The sequence below is a fragment of the Anaerobacterium chartisolvens genome, assembly GCF_003337415.1.
Classification (GTDB): Bacteria; Bacillota; Clostridia; order Acetivibrionales; family DSM-27016; genus Anaerobacterium; species Anaerobacterium chartisolvens.
Genome location: NZ_QPJT01000002.1, coordinates 175,385 through 194,423 on the forward strand (window position 1 = coordinate 175,385; position 19,039 = coordinate 194,423).

Here is a 19,039-nt window from a genome sequence, read left to right on the forward strand (position 1 = left end):
AACGTGACGGGGATACCGGGGAGCGGGTTGCCGGCGGAATCCTTTGCTATTACAGCTTGAGGAGTCATGTAGCCGCGTCCGCCGGGTGCTGCAACTGATGGGTTTGCAAGACTCAGGTTCTGATCTATGGGGGAAAGTGAGGATAATATTTTGTTGGTAGGAGGATCAACAGGCGTGGTTCCCGGAATTACCGTCGCTACATTTACGTTGAAGGAAACTGTATTGGAGCCGGGAGCGGTTGCCTTCACCTGCAATGTATGAGTGATGGCGGGGTATTGCGAGTATACCTGAAAGCCTTCTCCCAGAAAGCTCTGGTGAGTATTTGCAGCGGAGGCCATTCCGTTTGAGTCTGTAGTCACCGTTATTGTATTTTTATTATATCCTCGCATAACGCATGTCAGGTAGCCGTTGGCAGGGACTTCAAATGTGACGGGGATACCGGGGAGCGGGTTGCCGGCGGAATCCTTTGCTATTACAGCTTGAGGAGTCATGTAGCCGCGTCCGCCGGGTGCTGCAACTGATGGGTTTGCAAGACTCAGGTTCTGGTCTGTGGGGGAGACGGCATACAGTGTGGCTGAGCTTGAGCCCGCAGCATACACCGAACCAAGATTTGAGGGTGCAACCAGCGTACACAGAATTGACAGGCAGCATACCAGTAAGGATGCTTTTACTTTCCACCCGGAAAGGGAGCTTGATTGTGCTTTTGAAAATTTCATAGTTCATACCTCCATATTGTTATTTTTGTTGCCTTTAAAGGCGATGCCTTGAAACATATGTTCTATAATTATTATACTTTAATTAGCCCTTTCTGTAAAACACCGCATAAATGTGAACCAGCTCCTTAGCGTTGATTTTAAAGGGTTTGAGGACATACATAATCAAAGAAAATGTGCGTAAAAGGTATTGTGAGGAAGTGTGAGGGAGTTGGATAGAAGCAGGAGCGTCCCCTTATAGCAAGCACTATTCCACCGTCTGTTCCTTAATACGGTTTAGTTTCTGAAGGTTTGAAGCTCTGGCAGGAGTCGTGGTGGTTCCCACTAAAATCATGCCGGTTAATACCAATATTCCGCCCAGCCATTGATGCCATCCAGCTTGTTCACGCAATATAATTACTGACAGAATCATCGATGTAAATGGCATCATGCCTGAAAAGGCAGCAGCGGTAAAAGCACCGCAGCGTTTAATGCCGGAATACCAGAATATAAACGCCAGTGCTGTGACTAAGACCCCATACCATACCAGTGACAACCATTCTTTTAGGCCTACTGCGGATAGTCTCTGAATGGGAGCTTCAAAAAGTGCCGGAATAAGGCAGAGAATGAAAGCCATTGAGCTTACCAGTACCGTTTGAACAGGCGGGGGGACTGTTAGCTTTTTATTTAACTCAGCTTTAGCGGAAAAAAAGCGTGAAATGATATTAAAAGCAGATTCACTTGCTGCCGCACACAGTACAAGCAAATTTCCATAAAGATGCACTAAAGAAAAACCGCTGCTGATATTAAACAGCCCTTGTATCGTTATAACGCCGGCCACAGTGGCAATTATTCCTGTAAGGGCTTTTACATTGGCCGGCTCTTTTAAGACTACCATTGCTAAAACCGCTGTAATAGCAGGAGTTACACCTGTCAGAATTCCGGCTTCAATGGAACTGGTTAAGAGCAGCCCATTCAGCAGAAATATGCGAAACAGAAAAATGCCGAACATGGCCTGTAACCCAAGAAAGAGAAGATCCTTGGCAGACAATGACCGCAGACTGCTAATCAGCTTATTCGCATATACAGGTAATAAAAAGAGAAATGCAAATAAGAGGCTGACTGATGTAATGGTAAATATGCCGAGCTTATCAGAAACAAGCCTCGCCGTGACGACACTCGTTCCCGCCAGCGAAAACGCTAGAAATAAACAAACCGGTCCCGCCCATTTTTTCATGTCAAAATGTCTCAACATAATGTTTCCTCCATAAATTTTTTGCTTTTTTCTGTCTTACGGATATAATATTAACAAGAAAACTGGTATAATAGAAGTGCCAGTGTAACTCGGAATGAACCATACCAGTTGGAGGCAATATGTTGGGAATCAAATTAGAACGGAAAAGCGAGCAACCACTCAAACGACAAATTTATGCACAGCTGAGAGAGCAAATCATGGATGGGCAGCTGAATGCAAAGGATGAATTGCCTTCTTCTCGTGAGTTGGCAAAGACACTTGGCGTTTCCCGCAACACAGTGGGAGAGGCTTATGATATGCTGATTGCCGAAGGCTTCGCTATAAGCCGTCAGGGAGCCGCAACACAGGTTGCGGAAGGCGTATCCGTGAAAAAGGGCGAACAGGCTGTGATTCGAGAGAAGCCTTCGCAGGCATATACGATAAAGGCAGATTTCAGGACAGGACGACCGGATTTGAGGCAGTTTCCACAGTATTTATGGCGGCAGTTTCTGCATAAAGCCTCCATGGAAACACCGAGTGAGTTATATGGATATACCGGTCCGCAAGGGCTCCCTGCACTACGGACGGAAATATCGTTATGGCTTTTTCGCAGCCGCGGTCTTAAGATAAATGCGGAGGACATCTTTATAACCTCAGGTGCGACCCACGCACTTCATATTCTGGCTGAGCTGCTGTGCGGGAAGGGCGGGAAGGTACTGATGGAAGACCCGTGTCACAGCGGCATGCTTCAGACCTTCCGGAAAAAAGGATGCCTCATCGAACCCATACCGGTAGATAATCAGGGGATGATGACGCAGTATCTGCAATATAAAGACCCCTGTGCCGTTTATGTAACACCATCGCATCAATTTCCCTTAGGCGGGATTCTTTCCGCTGCGAGGAGGGCTGAGCTTGTACGTTTTGCCAGAGAAAACGGGGTGTACATCATCGAGGATGATTACGACAGTGAATTCAGGTATAGCGGAGAACCCATTTCACCTCTGTATGCAATGGATCAGCAGAATGTAATTTACGTCGGAACCTTCAGTAAATCCCTTTTTCCGGCGCTTAGAATTGGATATGTCGTTCTCCCGAAGCCATTGCACAGGAAATGGAGCGATATTCGAACCTACATGGATGTTCAGAATCCAATCTTTGAGCAGGCAGCGCTAGCCGAATTTATGAGAACACGAAAATTGGACAGACATATACAAAAAATGCGTAGGATATACGGACAACGGAGGCGCGTATTACTTGAATTGTTCAAGGAGGCATTCGGAAGCGGATGGACTCCCTACGGAGATGCTGCCGGGCTGCATGTAGCTGTGGACTTTCCCGGAATACAATTTGATGAGGCTTTCAGGAAAGGCTGTCTCCAGAACGGCATTTATATCACGCCGGTTGAAAAGCACTGCATTGTAAGAGAAGCACATCAGAGCAAGCTTCTCATTGGATATGGCCATCTGGAACATGATGAGATTCGCGAAGGTATCACCATGCTGCGTGATGCTATGGATAGTATGATTTGACGTCCTGCGACTCCCTAGGGGACGCTCCTGCTTTTTCAAATATGCTTATTGGCGGAGAACCTTCACTACATCATATACATGTGTGGTGAAGGTTTTATTCTAAATATATACAAGTTAATTCAAATAAATAAAGAAGCAGGAGCGTCCCCTTATATGTAAATTTATGCTTGTTCATGTTAAAAACGGATGATATAATGCAAAATATATGCTAAAAGGTAAGAATAAGATGGAATTTGTAATTATTGTAATTGAAGGGGGAGATATATGCTTGCACACAAAAACCATGAGACTGGAAGGGAGCAGTCAGTCAGGGATCATGCAACGGTGGTTGCGCGTCTTTGCAGGGAGTATGGCGCAAAGATAGGCGCGTCAAACACTGCTGAGCTTATAGGCTATTACCATGATATGGGGAAATGTAAGGAGCATTTTCAGCGGTATATTGAGAAAAATGCACTTTCGGATGACGGTAATACCTGGCATTCCCAAATAGGCGCACAGTTTATGCTAAAAAGCTTTGATACACCCAAGCCGTTGGAGCAAAGGACGGCAAGAATAATTGCGCTGGCAATCCGTTCCCATCATGGAGGGCTGATTGACTGCATAACAACCGAAGGTGAGGATGAGTTTCATAAGAAAATCTTCCCGGAAACGGATGTAGGCTATGAGGAATGTGCGGCAAACTTCCCGCGTGAGTGCCCCGACATTCACGCCTGTGATAACTTCAAATATGCGGCGGCCGAAATTGAACGGCTTATGACCCGCATTATAGAACTAAGCAAAAAGAGAAATGCTGAAGAAATCAGCTTCTATATAGGACTTCTGGAGAGATATCTATTGAGCGCACTTTTGGATGCCGACAGATATGACACCTACTGCTTTGAGCAGGAAATCCAGTCCGAGCCGGACAAAAAGCGCGACTGGAAGGTGCTTATTGACAGGCTTGAGCTGCACCTGTCGGGACTTAAAAAGGATAGTGAGATTAACATGCTCAGGTCTGAGATATCGGAGCAGTGCAAGGATTTTGCAGGCAACAGGCAGGGAGTTTTCCGGCTTATGGTTCCCACGGGAGGGGGCAAGACACTCAGCAGCTTGCGCTTTGCTCTGCATCATGCTGAAGAGCATCATATGGAACACATCTATTACATTATACCGTATACCACTATAATTGATCAGAACTGTAAGGAAATAAGAGATATTTTGAAGCAGGATGATATGATTCTGGAGCACCATTCCAGCCTGGTAAGTGATGAGGAGCGCCACAAGCTGCTGACCGAACGGTGGAATTCCCCGATTATTATGACAACTATGGTACAGTTTCTGAATACTTTGTTTGAGGGCGGGACCAGAGCAAACAGAAGAATGCACAACCTTGCCAAATCGGTGATCATCTTTGACGAAATACAGTCCATTCCTCCAAGATGCATTGATATGTTTAACTCGGCGGTTAATTTCCTGTCGGGTATATGCGGTTCCACAATTGTGTTATGTACGGCTACACAGCCGGAATTTGCCGAGGCGAAGTATCCTATTGTGATGGGAGAGCCCATAGATATAGTTAAAAACTGTAAGGAAATATTCCAAAAGCTTAAAAGGACTCAAATAATTGATACCCGTACCGAAGCAGGGTATGATGCAGACGGGCTTGCAAACTTTGTGTTTGATAAAGACCCTAAGAATGCTCTTATCATTATGAATACTAAAAAAGCGGCGGAAAATGTTTTTACGGCATTGAAGAAGCTCAATATTGAGCTTTCGAAGGAGAAGCAATATGAAGTATTCTATTTAAGCACATACCTGTGCCAGGCTCACAGGATGGAAGTTATCAAGGGCTTGTTTGAAAAGCTTGAGGATAAAAGAGTGATTTGTGTCAGTACACAGCTTATAGAAGCGGGCATAAACATTTCATTTTCCTGTGTTGTCCGTTCTGCTGCCGGGCTCGACAGCATAGCACAGGCGGCGGGAAGGTGCAACAGGCATGGGAATGATCCCTGTGGCCCTGTTTATATTATTAAAAGTTCAGACGAAAATCTGACAAGGCTGCGTGATATAGAAATAGGCCAAAGGATGGGCTCACTCGTGCTTGACGAAATCCGGAATGAGCCCGGAGCTTTTGACAATGATCCGCTCTCGCCCAAAGCCATTGAGCGGTATTTTACATATTATTATAATGAGTTCAGGCAGAATGATGAAATGAGCTACCCTGTAAAGAAGGAGGAGGTCAAGCTTTATGACCTGCTTGCTGTTAATAGGAAAGGATATACAGGCTACAAGGAAAGAAACAAGAAATACCCTCCGTCTTTAATTCTGAACCAGGCTTTCCACAAAGCAGGAGGACTGTTCAAAGCAATAGACAGTGTGACGGTTTCAGTTATAGTACCGCACGGTAAAGGTGCGGAGATCATTGGAAAGCTGATGGGAAATACTCCATTGAAGGACAGGCTTCATCAGCTTAAGCTCGCATCACAGTATTCGGTAAATCTATTTGAGCAGGATAATCAAAAGCTTAAAAATGAGTTGATTTTACTGCCGTTAACAGGAGGATATGCTTTACCGTCCGGGTTTTACAGCGAAGAGCATGGGGTAGTGTTTGAAAGACAGCCGGAAAGCGTATGGAACTACATGCAGTAATCTATAAGGAAAGGGGAAGGTCAATGAAATACGAAAACAGCATTTCGTTCAGGGTTTATGGAAAGTATGCGCTTTTCAGCGATCCTATAACACGTACCGGGGGAGAAAAATTCAGCTATCAGATACCGACCTATCAGGCACTAAAGGGAATTGTGGAAAGTGTCTATTTCAAGCCCACACTTATGTGGTATGTAGACGCGGTAAGGATAATTAACTGCATTCAGACAGAGTCAAAGGGTATCCGGCCTATTGAATTTGGAGGAGGAAACACGCTTTCAATTTATACTTATCTGAAGTCTGTAGAGTACCAGGTAAAGGCGCATTTTGAATGGAATGGGAACAGGCCCGAGCTGGAGGGCGACAGGAACGAGCATAAGCATTTTCAGATTGCGAAGCGTATGTTAGAGCGGGGAGGAAGGCGTGATATCTTTCTTGGAACCCGTGAGTGTCAAGGGTATGTTGAGCCCTGCACCTTCGGTGAAGGTGAGGGAGCTTACGACAACTGCCCGGAGCTTTCTTTCGGTGTAATGTATCACGGTATTTCGTATCCCGATGAGACAGGAAAGAACGAGCTGACAATCAGGTTATGGACACCTGTTATGAAAAACGGAGTAATCAGCTTAATCAGGCCGGAGGAGTGTACCATGCTGAGGACAGCCGGAAAGCAAAAGGCAAAAAGCTTTTCAATGGGGACAAACCTCTCAGGATATAGCGAGCTGTGTGCGGAGGAAAAGCTATGAGTTGGATGAGCATGCTCTATAAAACCTATGAAAACTGTGAAAGTAAAGTTGGAAAAAGTGAATTCGGTGAAACTCCCCTGCTTCCAATTTCCCACACAACCCAGATTGCACAGCTTGAGGCAATGATCACAGAGGATGGGGAATGGGTGGACTTTCAGGCAAGAGTGCTTCCGAAGGAGGAGGGTACAACCATAATTCCGTGTACGGAGGATTCTGCTACGAGAAGCGGTACATTTCCGCCTCCTCACCCTCTCTTTGACAAGCTCCAGTATCTGGCGGGCGATTATGAAAGGTTCGGGGGAGAAAAGGGCATGGAGTTTTATAAAAGGTATATAAGCCAGCTTGAAGATTGGCACAGCTCCGATTTCAGTATTCCCCAGATCAGAGCGGTGCTGAAGTATTTAAAGAAGGGCACTCTTATAGCGGATCTGGTTAGGGAGGGAATCCTGCACTGTGGTGATGACGGAAAGCTGCTTGACAAATGGAATGGAGCTGCCGACAGTATGCCTCAGTATTTTAAAAGTTTTTCCATTTCTCAGAAGGACGCGTTTATACGCTTCAGAGTAAAGCGCAGCAGCGGCAAGCCTGAAAGCGTCTGGCTTTCCGAGAGTGTTTGGAACAGCTTTATAGGCTATTATCGTTCTTGTCAGAGTGATAGAGGGCTTTGCTATGTGCAGGGAACAGAAGTGCCATGTACCGAAAAGGCTCCGTCAAAGATCAGAAACAGTGGTGACAAAGCGAAATTGATTTCGGCAAATGACTCAACGGGTTTTACATACAGGGGGAGGTTCAAAGACAGAACTCAGGCTTTGGCTGTGGGATATGAAACCTCACAGAAGGCACATAATGCATTAAGATGGCTGCTGGATAAGAAGGGACATAGAAACGGAGAACAGGCATTTGTAGCCTGGGGTATAGAAGACCAGCCTATGCCGCCGTTTATGGGTGATGGATTCGACATGCTGATTCAGGAGGAGCTTGCGGGGGAGAACTCAACAAGAGAGGAATATGCTGAAAGATTTAGAAAGTCAATGGCAGGTTACGGAAGCAAGCTGGGTGACAATGACGATGTGGTAGTAATGGGAGTGGATTCTGCTACGCCGGGACGTCTGTCGGTAATTTATTATAGGGAACTTAAAGGCTCCGAGCTTCTGGGTAGCTTGAACAACTGGCACAGTACCTGCTGCTGGCATCACCAATATAAGAAGGTTGAAGACGGAAAGGATGAAAAGGGGAAACCAAAGAACAAGTATGTTGACTTTTACGGAGCACCGGCACCTGAAGATATAGTATTTGCAGCCTATGGCAGCAGTGCTGGTGACAAGTTAAAAAAGGCCACGGTGGAAAGGCTACTGCCATGTATCATTGACAGAGCAGCAATTCCTTCCGACATAGTCAGATGTGCCGCAGCAAGGGGTTCCAACCCTGTAGCGATGGAGCCATGGGAGTATAAGAAAACCTTAAGTATTGCATGTGCATTAATAAGAAAATATTATAACGATAAAGAGGGAGAGAAATGGAGTATGTCTATAGAACAAACCAATGACCGAAGCTATCTTTTCGGGAGATTGCTTGCCTGCGCGCATGCATTGGAAGCGTATGCGTTATTTGTAGCAGGAGAAAAGGGCAGGCAGACCAATGCCGAAAGGTATCACTGCCAGTTTTCAAAGCGGCCTTCAAAAACCTGGGTGATAATCAACGAAAGACTTGACCCTTATATAAAAAGGCTGGGATCAAGAGCAAACCGTTATCAAAACGCCATAATCGAGATTACGGACAAAATAACATTTAATAATTTTACCAATGATGCATTATCAGAGGTCTATTTACTCGGGTATGCAAGCCAGTTGCAGTATTTTAAAGAGAGCAGAAAAGCATCCGATGATAACGGAGCGCAGGAAGAAAAAACAAATAATGAAGAAATGGATAAGGGGGAATTAGAATGAGTAAGTTTGAAAATAAGGTTGATTTTGCTTTTATTTTCTCAGTATCAAATGCAAATCCGAACGGTGATCCCTTGAACGGCAACAGACCAAGGGAAAACTATGAGGGCTACGGAGAGGTTTCGGACGTGTGCATTAAAAGAAAAATTCGTAATCGACTTATAGATATGGGACAGAAGGTTTTTGTCCAGTCGGATGATAAGTGCGTGGACGGATTCAAGAGCCTAAAAGATAGGGCCAATGCTTGTGAGGGATTAAATAAGGCTAAAAAGGACAGGGATGTATATGCAAGAGCTGCATGTGAAGAATGGATTGATGTACGGAGCTTCGGACAAGTATTTGCCTTTAAAGGCGGGGAGGATGTATCAGTAGGAGTAAGGGGACCCGTTTCCCTTCATCCTGCTTTCAGTGCTTCTCCTATTGATATAGAATCAATCCAGATTACAAAGAGTGTCAATAGCGTGACTGGTGAAAAGAAATCCTCCGATACGATGGGAATGAAGCACAGGGTAAATTTCGGACTATATACCTGTTATGGAAGCATTAACTGCCAGCTTGCAGAGAGAACAGGGTTTTCGGAGGAGGACGCAGAGCTAATAAAAAAGGCATTAATTTCTTTATTCGATAATGATAGCTCTTCGGCAAGACCCGACGGAAGCATGGAGATTTGCAAGGTATACTGGTGGAGGCACAATTGCAGAAGCGGACAGTATTCCTCCGCAAAGGTTCATAGATGCTTGAAGGTTTCACCGAAGGAAGGGGTTGCAAGTCCCAAAAGCTTTGGAGACTATGAAATAACTGTTGATCGGCTGGAAGGCCTGGAGATGAAGGAGTACAATGGAATATAATGAGGATGACTATCTCCTGCTTTCTGGGATACAGCACTTCGCCTTCTGCCGCAGGCAGTGGGCTCTTATCCACATCGAGCAGCAGTGGCAGGAAAACCTGCGGACGGTAGAGGGTAATATCCTTCACGAAAGGGCGCACAACGAAAAGCTCAGTGAAAAGCGAAAAGGGTTGCTCATTACCCGGGGAATGGCGATTGCCTCAAGAGAGCTTGGGTTGTCTGGCTGCTGCGATGTTGTGGAGTTTCACAAGGACGAAGGGGGAGTGGAGCTTTTCGGGCAGAATGGCAGGTTCCTGCCGGTGCCTGTAGAATACAAGAGAGGGAAGCCCAAAAAGGACATGGCGGATGAGCTGCAGTTGTGCGCTCAGGCCATGTGCCTTGAGGAAATGCTGGTATCCCATATACCAGATGGGTACATGTTCTACGGAGAAACCAAGCACAGACTTCAGGTGGAGTTTGGAGAGGACTTAAGAGGCATGGTGAAGGAAATTTCCGGGCAAATGCATGAGCTGTATCGCAGGAGGCACACTCCAAAAGTAAAAACAGGCAGCTTTTGCAGGGCGTGTTCGCTTAAGGAATTATGCCTGCCTAAGCTCTGCAAGGCAAAAAATGCATCGGAATACATAAAGGGCAGAATTGGGGGAGAGCAATGAGAAAGCTGCTTAACACTCTTTACATAATAACTCCCGACAATTACCTTGCATTAGACGGAGAGACAGTACTGATACGAAAAAACGAGGAGACTGTAAAAAGGCTGCCTTTGCACAATCTGGAGGCCATTGTTACCTTCGGGTATACGGGGGCAAGCCCCGCGCTTATGGGAGCGTGTGCGAAGAGAAGCATCGACTTAAGCTTCTTGACACCGTCGGGAAGGTTCCTTGCGCGAGTGGTGGGTGAGAGCCGGGGAAACGTTACACTGAGGAAGGAGCAGTACCGCATATCCGACAGCGAAGAGAAAAGCTGTGCCGTCGCGAGGAATTTTATTATCGGGAAAATATACAACGCAAAATGGATACTGGAAAGGGCCGCCAGAGATCACGGTATGCGGCTTGATGCGGAACGTCTGAAAAAGGTTTCCTCCATGCTGACAAAGAAGCTCGAGGAAGTGGTATACTGCGGGGAGCTTGAACAGCTCCGTGGTATTGAGGGAAATGCCGCAAATATGTATTTCGGTGAATTTGACGGGCTTATTTTGCAGCAGAGGGAATCTTTCTATTTTAATGGGAGGAATAAACGTCCTCCCACCGACAACGTAAATGCGTTGCTTTCATTCACATATACGCTTCTTGCGAGAGACTGTGCAGCCGCACTGGAAGCTGTGGGGCTGGATGCTTATGTGGGCTTCCTGCACAGGGACAGGCCGGGGAGAGCCTCGCTTGCGTTGGATTTAATGGAGGAGCTGAGGTGCTTGGTTGCCGACAGGTTTGTGCTTTCGCTTATCAACAAGAAGGCAATCAACGGTGAGGGCTTTGTAAAGAGGGAAAACGGCGCCGTAATTATGGAGGATGAGACGCGGAAAACGGTACTGGCTGCATGGCAGGAAAGGAAAAGGGAGCAGATGACGCATCCGTTTCTGGACGAAAAGGTGGAGTGGGGGCTTGTGCCATATGTGCAGGCGACTCTTCTGGCAAGGTTCCTGCGGGGGGATCTGGATGAATATCCTCCTCTGATGTGGAAATGAGGTGATATTGTTTGCTGGTACTGATAACATATGATGTTAATACTGAAACTGCTGCGGGCAGAAAGCGGCTGCACAACGTGGCGAAGCAGTGTAAAAACTACGGGCAGCGTGTGCAGAATTCGGTGTTTGAGTGTATTCTGGATGCGGCTAAATGCCGGGAGGTTCAAAATAAGCTTGAGGGGATAATAGACAAGAAAAAGGACAGTCTGAGATTTTACTATCTGGGGGACAATTATCGGAGCAAGGTTGAGCACATAGGAGCAAAACCGGGAGTTGATATTGAGGGGACACTTATTCTTTAGTGCGAATGTGAAGCGATCATAAAATCCCACGGGACATTCGCACCTAAAAAAATGTCGGATTAAAGTGTAATTTGGAAGGCATATAGGAATATTTTTGTGAATTGTGTTCATTTTGCTATAAAATTTGTGGATATTGCACAAGAGAGGCAATGTAAAATTGTGCAATTTCGCTGTCGTTCCCCGTATGGGGAGTGTGGATTGAAATTCTTACTGCGGCTTTTGGGGTGTCGGCAAAAGAAGGTCGTTCCCCGTATGGGGAGTGTGGATTGAAATAAAAAATGAATTTGTTTATGACATAAATTATATAGTCGTTCCCCGTATGGGGAGTGTGGATTGAAATAGGCAAGAGACATTACGGTGACCCCGGCAATGATGTCGCTCCCCGTATGGGGAGTGTGGATTGAAATGCGCGCGGTAGTGCCAAAACAAACAGGTGAGTTGTCGCTCCCCGTATGGGGAGTGTGGGTGTAAAAAGGGACGCTCCCTACCTTAGAACATTTGTTCTTGACAGATTATGCCTAATCTTATATAATAGACCCAAGAGGTGGGTATAATGCCAAGAGCAGCAAGGAAAAAATCTGAAGAATGCATGTATCATATCATGTCTAGAAGCATAAGCGAGATAGACCTTTTCCAGTGCGACGAGGATAAGGACTACTATCTTGCCCTGCTTAAGCGGTATAAAGATAAATACTACTGTAAAATATACGCTTATACCCTTATGGATAATCATGTACATATTTATATAAACCCTTGCGGATATGACATATCGTTATTCATGCGCTGCCTCAACAATGCCTATGTCGCGTACTTCAACAGGAAATACAACCGCCATGGGCACCTGTATCAGGGCAGGTTCGCGAGCTCTATAGTAGACAGTGATACATACAGCCTGACACTGTCGGCATATATCCACAACAACGCTAAGGATTTGCCTGAATACGCTGGAAGAGAGGAGTTTTACAGGTATTCATCCTACGGGATATATACGGGGCTCAGGAAGGATCTTGAAGAAATAGTGGACGTAAGCTTTATACTTGCTCACTTTGGCGTGGACAAAAAAGCAGCACGGGAAAAATACAGGGCTTTTACAGAGTCAATGAGAGATACCGGCATAATGAAGGAAGTGGATGCCAGTATTATAAGGGCATACACTGAAAATGTATACAACAGTGAAAAACGCTATATTGTAAGGAATAGAGCTCCTGAGGAGATAATGCGAAAGGTAGGACAATTTCTTGGGGAAAGACTTGAAGAATGCTTAAGAAGGAAGCACAGCCGCGAAACCAGCAGTAATAGAGCTTTTGTGACTTATATAATGAGGGTGTTGTGTGGGTATACATATAAAAGCATATGCAAATATATAGGCAATATGTCGGTTGGCGGCGTATCAAGACTATCAAATGAGGGATTTAAGCTGCTTAAAGAGAACATACGGTATAACAATGCCTTCAATTCATTAATTCAAATGGGATAGACTTTAAGGTAAAGCTTTGAAGACGATTTACATTTCTAAATAGGCCATGCATAGGATGTAGCGGTCTGTTTTTGCTGTGCCTAAAGCAATCTTCAAAAAACTAAGGTACTTAATAAAAGGAGCATTCTCTAAAATGAACATCACCAAGTTGCAAGAAGCACCCCCTCATTTACTATTTTCCTCCATTTATCTGATGCCAAAACAGAAGCGTCCCCCTTCCTTCCCCTTCCCCGTTTGACACAATATATTGCATATGATAATATGGTAAAAACTAAATATTGGAACGAATAGGTGCTGTATGAATTGTATGAATTGTATGGATTAAAAGGGAAGACGGGTGCAAATCCCGCGCGGTCACGCCGCTGTAAAAGACGAGTTCTCTGTATATGCCACTGCGAAGCCGGGAAGGTGAGGAGAATGATGACGCTTGAGCCAGAAGACCTGCCTGTTTGTGTATCACCGTAAACTCTACGAGCGATAGGGGGTGCCGCGTATTATTACGCATGGTTTTTAATAGTATGTCTGACCTCTCGACTGTTTATGTTGGGAGGTTTTGGTGTTTCGTTGCAAAAATATGCAGAATGGAGTGTTAAGCATGTTGAAAAAAAGATTGCTGCTTTTTATTTTAGGGGTTGTAATGGCGCTGTCATTTATAGGATGCTCTGATACAGACATCTTAAATGATAGTACAGGAGAAAAAAGCAACGGCACAGTCACAAATTCTTTTCCAATTACAGTTACCGATTCGTACGACAGGCGGATTGAAATAACCGCTGAGCCACAAAGAGTAATATCTATTGCTCCTAATATTACAGAAATAGTATTTTCATTGGACAGGTCGGAAAAGCTTGTAGGACGCTCGGAATACTGCGACTTTCCAGAGGAGGCAGCGGACATTGCTTCAATAGGATCTCTTACAGAGCCGAGCATTGAGAGGATCGCAGAGCTTAAGCCGGATCTTGTGATAGCATCAACGCATTTTGCCAAAGAGACGGTTCAAACGCTGGAGGAGCTGGGCATTAAGGTTGCCGTCTTTTACGGGGAGGAAAGCTTTGAAGGCGTATATGATACCATCCGAAAAGTGGGCACTGTGCTTGACGCAAAAGAAAATGCCGAAAAGCTTGTTTCTGAAATGAAAATAAAGGTTCAGAATGTGCTTGACAAGGTAGCGGACAAGCCTAAGCCAAGTGTTTATTATGTTGTTTCATTCGGAAAAACAGGGGATTATACCGCAGGTGGGGACACCTTTATAGGGAATATGCTTGAAATGGCCGGGGGCAGGAATACGGCAGACGATGTTACGGGATGGGCGTACAGCCTTGAAAAGCTCATCGAACAGAAGCCTGAGATTATTATATGCTCAAAATACTATAACTCAAAGCAGGGAATAGAGAATACCAACGGATATAAGGAATTAGAGGCGGTAAAGGCGGGTAGGCTGTATGAGATTGACAACAATCTTCTTGACAGGCAGGGCCCCAGGCTTGCCCAAGGACTTGAGGAGCTTGCACGGATAATTCATTCTGAGGTGTTTAAATAAAGAGGTGTGAAAAATAAAATGACTTTTGTTAAAAAGAGACGCAGCTTAAGACTGGCTTTTGTATTTTCAGCCGTTGTGCTGGCGGCTTTGATTATTTTTTCCGCTGCCACGGGTGCCGCCAATATATCCTTTATTAAGGCTATGAGAATTATGCTGCACAGCATACCGCTTGCAGGAGGACTGATACCGTCAGGTGATATAGATACTGCCTACAGCATGATCGTGTTAAATATCAGGCTGCCTCGAATTATTCTTTCCGCTTTGGTTGGAGCGGGACTTTCAGTAGTAGGAGCGGTGCTTCAGGGTATGTTTAAAAACCCCATGGCGGATCCGTATGTACTGGGTATATCCTCAGGTGCTTCTCTTGGCGCTTCTATTGCCATAGCGTTAGGGTTGGAGTATGCATTTTTGGGAGTCGGCATTATAACGGTGTTTGCTTTTATAGGCTCAGTATTAACTATGATTTGCGTGTATTCCATAGCAAGGGTGGAGGGCAGAGTTCCTTCAACTACGCTGCTGCTCGCCGGAATAGCCTTCGGCTTTATGCTGTCGTCACTGGTCTCAATCATGATGATCTTTAACAGAAAGCAGGTTGAAAGAATAGTGTTTTGGATAATGGGAAGTGTTTCAGCGGCAAGCTGGAATCAGGTTGCCATTCTGTTTCCCATAGTATTTGCCGGTATCGTTGTAATAACTGCCTTTGCAAGGGACTTAAACATTATGTCGACAGGTGAGGAAGCCGCTAAAAGCTTGGGTGTTGAGGTTGAGGGAGTGAAAAAATGCCTCCTGCTTGTGTGCTCTGTGATTGTTGCCGCGTGTGTATCGGTCAGCGGAATCATAGGGTTTGTAGGGCTTATTATACCTCATGCCGTCAGGCTTGTCACCGGCTCCGATCATAGGGGCTTGCTTCCGCTGTCGGCGGTTGTCGGGGCGGGCTTTATGGTGGCCTGCGATACTATTGCCAGAAATGCCGTTCCCCCTGTGGAAATACCTGTAGGAGCAATAACCTCAATTTTTGGAGCCCCATATTTTATACATCTTCTATATAAGAACAAAAAGAAGGTGTTCGGATGAATGAGAATAATAAGCTTCTGATTTCCGTTAAAGGGCTTGATTGGAATTACGGTGAAGACAGGGTATTGGAGAATGTCACGCTTGATTTGTATAGTAACGGCTTTTATGGAATTATCGGTCCCAACGGATCGGGCAAAACAACACTGCTTAAAAACATTTCAAGGAGCCTTATAACCAAAAAGGGTAAGGTGTTTTTAAGTGAAAGGGACATAACAGAGTTTTCAAATAAGGAGCTGGCAAAGAAAATTTCATATGTGCCTCAGAATACAAATTTGGAGTTTGAATTTTCCGTGACGGACATTGTTTTAATGGGAAGAAGCCCCTATTTAAAAAGGTTTCAGTGTGAGAGTACTTATGACATGGGTATTGCGAAGTATGCCATGCAAGTTACTGATATATGGCATTTGAGGCATAAAAACATAGGAATGGTAAGCGGAGGCGAAAGGCAGAGGGTAATTATTGCGCGCGCGCTGGCTCAGCAAGCGGATGTCATGCTTCTGGACGAGCCTGTGTCACAATTGGATATTCATCACCAGATAGAGATTCTTGAGATACTAAAGAAATTGACAGAGGATAACAGGCTTACGGTTGTTATGAGCATTCACGATTTGAATATGGCGGCACAATACTGTGAAAGACTTATATTGATGGATAAGGGAAGGATATTTAAGGAGGGCGGGCCGCATGAGGTTATAGTGGAAGAAAATATACGCAGAGTGTATGGCTTAAATGCTTTTATTATGAAAAATCCGCTGACCGACAAGCCTCATTTAATACCCTTGAGGAAAACATGGTGAGTTTGACACGCTGACTATAATATGATAAAGTATTCGACAGAAACGAAGCCACGAAGGCTTTATTATAATTTTAAATTTTGCTAAGTTAAATTGAAACCATGAAGGGATGCCGTAAGGAGCGGCGCTTTTTGTGGTTTTTATTTTTTCACTACAGGGAGGATAAAATGGATAAGGAATTATGGAAAAAATCAGTGGAGTTTCACGGGCATGAGTGTCCGGGCCTGGCTATGGGCTTCAAAGCGTGCGAGGCGGCTATGGAAAAGATGGGTATTACGTTTTCTAAGGACGAGGAGGTTGTATGCGTTACCGAAAACGATGCCTGCGGTGTGGATGCCATTCAGGTTATCACAGGATGCACCTTCGGCAAGGGCAACCTAATGTATAAAGCCACGGGTAAAATGGCCTTCAGCTTCTTTAGCAGGACAAGCGGTGAGAGCCTTAGAATGATTGTAAAGCCCTTTAAGGGAGAAATGGATCGCGCACAGCGTCAGCAGTACATATTGAGCTCACCCGTTGATGAGGTTTTTAATTTCAGTAAGCCCTCCTTTGGGCTGCCTGAAAAAGCGAGGCTTTTTAATACCGTGGTTTGCGAAATATGCGGTGAGGGTGCGCCTGAGCATAAAATAAGGATAAATGACGGAAAAAGGGTATGCCTTGACTGCTTCAAGGACTATTCGAGAGGTTGGTAAGCGATGGGTATAAACCACTTTGAACAGGCATGGGCAAGAAAGGAGAGCAGTGTTCTCGGGTATCATAAATTTACGGCAAGAAAAAAAGCCGTAATAATGCTTCTTTTTTTACTCATTGCCATTGCTTCAATGTTTGCGGTAAATGCGGGATCAGCCGAGCTTAATGTGCTTCAGGTGGTTCAGGCGGTCTTAGGATATGGTACGGACATTTCCGCCCTCGTAATATGGCAGATTCGTCTGCCGAGAATTGTGGCCGCCATTATAGCAGGAGCGGGGTTATCTGTTGCAGGCTGTGTAATGCAGAATAACTTAAGAAACCCTCTGGCATCCCCGTCAACCCTTGGAATATCAAATGCGGCGGCCTTTGGAGCAAATCTTGCCATTATTGTCTTCGGTGCCGGAAGTATTCAGAGCGCCGGGGCTGACGCGGTAATTATAAATAATCCGTATGTGGTTACGTCTTTTGCTTTTGTGTGGGCTATGGTGGGAATGGCAATTATACTGCTTTTGGCAAGACTGCGCGGGTTTTCACCCGAGGCAATGGTTCTAGCCGGCGTTGCTCTAAGCTCGCTTTTTTCGGCGGGAACCATGCTGATCCAGTATTTTGCTCAGGATGTACAAATAGCGGCGGCGGTTTTCTGGACATTTGGAGATCTAGGAAGGGTTTCGTGGAGAGAGGTAATTATTCTGGCATGTCTCATAAGCCTGTCATTGGTTTATTTCATTCTCAGGAGATGGGATTATAATGCTCTTGACAGCGGAGAGGAGACTGCAAAGGGTCTGGGAGTCCATGTTGAAAATGTGCGTCTGGGAGGAATGTTTGTCGCGTCCTTAATTACTGCCGCAGCGGTTTCTTTTGTGGGGATTATAGGCTTTATAGGTCTGGTGGGCCCGCAAATAATGAGGAGAATAGTAGGGGGGGACCATCGCTATCTCATCCCTGCGTCGGCGCTTATGGGCTCCCTTTTGCTGCTGGTTTCCGATACTCTGGCGCGGACCATGCTTGCGCCTGTGGTGCTGCCCGTGGGAGCAATTACCTCCTTTTTCGGCGCCCCGCTGTTTCTTTATTTACTTGCGAGGGGGCATAGTAAAAAATGATATTGACGGTTGAAGGCCTGTCATTTAAATATCCGGGCCGTGAAGTAATCCGGGATGCAAATTTTTCTGTTTCAAAGGGGGATTTTCTTGCGGTGCTGGGGACTAACGGGGCGGGGAAATCTACTTTGCTAAAATGCATGGGCCGGGTTTTAAAGCCTTATAAGGGCACGGTTTATGTTGGAGGCGATGACGCGCTAAGCCTTGGCAGAAGGGAGCTGGCAAAAAGGATAGGCTATGTGGCGCAGCGCAATGAAAGTGTCAGAACCACTGTTTTTGATGCAGTGCTGCTCGGAAGGAAGCCGTATATACAATGGGAGGCTTCCCAAAAGGATCTGGAAATTGCCCGCGAGGCTTTACAAATGCTTGAGCTGGAGAAGTATTCCCTAAGATACCTCAATGAATTAAGCGGGGGAGAGCAGCAGAAGGTGGCGATAGCAAGGGCAATGGCTCAGAAGCCGGAGCTTCTGCTTCTTGACGAGCCTACAAGCAGTCTGGATTTGAAAAATCAGCTTGAGGTGGCTAAAATTATAAAAAGGGCAGTTAAGGATCGGCATATTGCCGCGGTTGTCATAATGCATGATGTCAATCTGGCAATACGCTTTGCCGATAAGTTTCTGCTGCTGAAGGACGGGGAAATTTTTACGGCGGGAGGCATTGAGGTTATGACTGCCGGGAATATTGAAGATGTCTATTCTGTTCGTGTGCAAGTCGGCAGAATAGGGGACGTTCCTGTTGTAGTGCCTGTATAAGTTAGCTCAAAGTACAATT

The 19,039-nt window shown here is 45.5% G+C and carries 17 protein-coding genes, 1 CRISPR repeat array and 1 riboswitch; of the genes, 15 read left to right on the forward strand and 2 right to left on the reverse strand.

From position 1 onward, the window contains the following. Both DFR58_RS21740 and DFR58_RS02430 read right to left on the reverse strand, forming a co-directional pair. On the reverse strand, window positions 1-716 hold a 716-nt coding region (locus DFR58_RS21740), incomplete at its 3' end, for an Ig-like domain-containing protein (protein WP_170138001.1). Window positions 717-960: 244 nt separating this feature from the next. Next, window positions 961-1,947 (reverse strand): DMT family transporter, encoded by a 987-nt coding sequence (locus DFR58_RS02430; RefSeq protein ID WP_242987359.1) that lies wholly within the window; start codon window positions 1,945-1,947, stop codon window positions 961-963. 119 nt (window positions 1,948-2,066) lie between these two features. Here DFR58_RS02430 and pdxR point away from each other — a divergent pair, with 119 nt between their 5' ends. The 15 genes from pdxR to DFR58_RS02505 all read left to right on the forward strand — a co-directional run bounded on the left by pdxR (window position 2,067) and on the right by DFR58_RS02505 (window position 19,020). Continuing rightward, window positions 2,067-3,455: a MocR-like pyridoxine biosynthesis transcription factor PdxR gene (pdxR, locus tag DFR58_RS02435; protein ID WP_114296214.1), complete on the forward strand. Its 1,389-nt coding sequence runs from the start codon at window positions 2,067-2,069 to the stop codon at window positions 3,453-3,455. 264 nt (window positions 3,456-3,719) lie between these two features. Continuing rightward, window positions 3,720-6,083, forward strand: a complete 2,364-nt coding sequence (gene cas3, locus DFR58_RS02440; protein WP_114296215.1) for a CRISPR-associated helicase Cas3' — start codon at window positions 3,720-3,722, stop codon at window positions 6,081-6,083. A gap of 23 nt (window positions 6,084-6,106) precedes the next feature. Further along, complete coding sequence (gene cas5c, locus DFR58_RS02445) at window positions 6,107-6,823, forward strand: type I-C CRISPR-associated protein Cas5c (protein WP_114296216.1); 717 nt, start codon at window positions 6,107-6,109, stop codon at window positions 6,821-6,823. Then, window positions 6,820-8,769, forward strand: a complete 1,950-nt coding sequence (gene cas8c, locus DFR58_RS02450; protein WP_114296217.1) for a type I-C CRISPR-associated protein Cas8c/Csd1 — start codon at window positions 6,820-6,822, stop codon at window positions 8,767-8,769. Before cas5c ends, cas8c begins: the two co-directional genes overlap by 4 nt. Further along, window positions 8,766-9,614: a type I-C CRISPR-associated protein Cas7/Csd2 gene (gene cas7c / locus DFR58_RS02455; protein ID WP_114296218.1), complete on the forward strand. Its 849-nt coding sequence runs from the start codon at window positions 8,766-8,768 to the stop codon at window positions 9,612-9,614. Before cas8c ends, cas7c begins: the two co-directional genes overlap by 4 nt. Continuing rightward, window positions 9,604-10,266, forward strand: coding sequence for a CRISPR-associated protein Cas4 (gene cas4, locus DFR58_RS02460; protein ID WP_114296219.1), 663 nt, complete (start codon window positions 9,604-9,606; stop codon window positions 10,264-10,266). The genes cas7c and cas4 overlap by 11 nt, the downstream gene beginning before the upstream one ends. Further along, on the forward strand, window positions 10,263-11,294 hold the full coding sequence (cas1c, locus tag DFR58_RS02465; protein WP_114296220.1) for a type I-C CRISPR-associated endonuclease Cas1c: 1,032 nt from the start codon (window positions 10,263-10,265) through the stop codon (window positions 11,292-11,294). Before cas4 ends, cas1c begins: the two co-directional genes overlap by 4 nt. Before the next feature lie 11 nt (window positions 11,295-11,305). After that, window positions 11,306-11,596 (forward strand): CRISPR-associated endonuclease Cas2, encoded by a 291-nt coding sequence (cas2, locus tag DFR58_RS02470; RefSeq protein WP_114296221.1) that lies wholly within the window; start codon window positions 11,306-11,308, stop codon window positions 11,594-11,596. 177 nt (window positions 11,597-11,773) lie between these two features. Continuing rightward, window positions 11,774-12,069: direct repeats of the CRISPR family, unit length 28 nt; unit sequence TCCCCGTATGGGGAGTGTGGATTGAAAT. Between the two features lie 116 nt (window positions 12,070-12,185). After that, window positions 12,186-13,073 (forward strand): transposase, encoded by an 888-nt coding sequence (locus DFR58_RS02475; RefSeq protein ID WP_278278794.1) that lies wholly within the window; start codon window positions 12,186-12,188, stop codon window positions 13,071-13,073. A gap of 272 nt (window positions 13,074-13,345) precedes the next feature. Then, window positions 13,346-13,536, forward strand: a riboswitch (cobalamin riboswitch). Between the two features lie 132 nt (window positions 13,537-13,668). Further along, window positions 13,669-14,613 carry an ABC transporter substrate-binding protein gene (locus DFR58_RS02480; RefSeq protein ID WP_114296223.1) on the forward strand — a complete coding sequence of 315 codons (945 nt, stop codon included), beginning with the start codon at window positions 13,669-13,671 and terminating at the stop codon, window positions 14,611-14,613. A gap of 18 nt (window positions 14,614-14,631) precedes the next feature. After that, window positions 14,632-15,687 carry a FecCD family ABC transporter permease gene (locus DFR58_RS02485; RefSeq protein ID WP_114296224.1) on the forward strand — a complete coding sequence of 352 codons (1,056 nt, stop codon included), beginning with the start codon at window positions 14,632-14,634 and terminating at the stop codon, window positions 15,685-15,687. After that, a complete protein-coding gene (locus DFR58_RS02490) occupies window positions 15,684-16,484 on the forward strand; it encodes an ABC transporter ATP-binding protein (RefSeq protein ID WP_114296225.1) in 801 nt (266 codons plus the stop codon). Before DFR58_RS02485 ends, DFR58_RS02490 begins: the two co-directional genes overlap by 4 nt. 164 nt (window positions 16,485-16,648) lie before the next feature. Further along, window positions 16,649-17,173, forward strand: coding sequence for an FmdE family protein (locus DFR58_RS02495; protein ID WP_114296226.1), 525 nt, complete (start codon window positions 16,649-16,651; stop codon window positions 17,171-17,173). 3 nt (window positions 17,174-17,176) lie between these two features. Further along, entirely contained in the window at window positions 17,177-18,271 is a 1,095-nt protein-coding gene (locus tag DFR58_RS02500; protein WP_114296227.1) for a FecCD family ABC transporter permease, read from the forward strand. Beyond that, window positions 18,268-19,020: an ABC transporter ATP-binding protein gene (locus tag DFR58_RS02505; protein WP_114296228.1), complete on the forward strand. Its 753-nt coding sequence runs from the start codon at window positions 18,268-18,270 to the stop codon at window positions 19,018-19,020. The genes DFR58_RS02500 and DFR58_RS02505 overlap by 4 nt, the downstream gene beginning before the upstream one ends. Window positions 19,021-19,039 lie beyond the last annotated feature (19 nt).

Excerpts from the sequence above, each read along its gene's own strand:
- pdxR (WP_114296214.1), top strand. The coding sequence starts at position 2,067 with ATGTTGGGAATCAAATTAGAACGGAAAAGCGAGCAACCACTCAAACGA.
- DFR58_RS02485 (WP_114296224.1), top strand. The coding sequence starts at position 14,632 with ATGACTTTTGTTAAAAAGAGACGCAGCTTAAGACTGGCTTTTGTATTT.
- DFR58_RS02430 (WP_242987359.1), bottom strand. The coding sequence starts at position 1,947 with ATGTTGAGACATTTTGACATGAAAAAATGGGCGGGACCGGTTTGTTTA.
- cas1c (WP_114296220.1), top strand. The coding sequence starts at position 10,263 with ATGAGAAAGCTGCTTAACACTCTTTACATAATAACTCCCGACAATTAC.
- DFR58_RS02495 (WP_114296226.1), top strand. The coding sequence starts at position 16,649 with ATGGATAAGGAATTATGGAAAAAATCAGTGGAGTTTCACGGGCATGAG.
- cas5c (WP_114296216.1), top strand. The coding sequence starts at position 6,107 with ATGAAATACGAAAACAGCATTTCGTTCAGGGTTTATGGAAAGTATGCG.
- DFR58_RS02490 (WP_114296225.1), top strand. The coding sequence starts at position 15,684 with ATGAATGAGAATAATAAGCTTCTGATTTCCGTTAAAGGGCTTGATTGG.
- DFR58_RS02505 (WP_114296228.1), top strand. The coding sequence starts at position 18,268 with ATGATATTGACGGTTGAAGGCCTGTCATTTAAATATCCGGGCCGTGAA.
- cas4 (WP_114296219.1), top strand. The coding sequence starts at position 9,604 with ATGGAATATAATGAGGATGACTATCTCCTGCTTTCTGGGATACAGCAC.
- DFR58_RS02475 (WP_278278794.1), top strand. The coding sequence starts at position 12,186 with ATGTATCATATCATGTCTAGAAGCATAAGCGAGATAGACCTTTTCCAG.
- DFR58_RS02480 (WP_114296223.1), top strand. The coding sequence starts at position 13,669 with ATGTTGAAAAAAAGATTGCTGCTTTTTATTTTAGGGGTTGTAATGGCG.
- cas7c (WP_114296218.1), top strand. The coding sequence starts at position 8,766 with ATGAGTAAGTTTGAAAATAAGGTTGATTTTGCTTTTATTTTCTCAGTA.
- cas3 (WP_114296215.1), top strand. The coding sequence starts at position 3,720 with ATGCTTGCACACAAAAACCATGAGACTGGAAGGGAGCAGTCAGTCAGG.
- DFR58_RS02500 (WP_114296227.1), top strand. The coding sequence starts at position 17,177 with ATGGGTATAAACCACTTTGAACAGGCATGGGCAAGAAAGGAGAGCAGT.
- cas8c (WP_114296217.1), top strand. The coding sequence starts at position 6,820 with ATGAGTTGGATGAGCATGCTCTATAAAACCTATGAAAACTGTGAAAGT.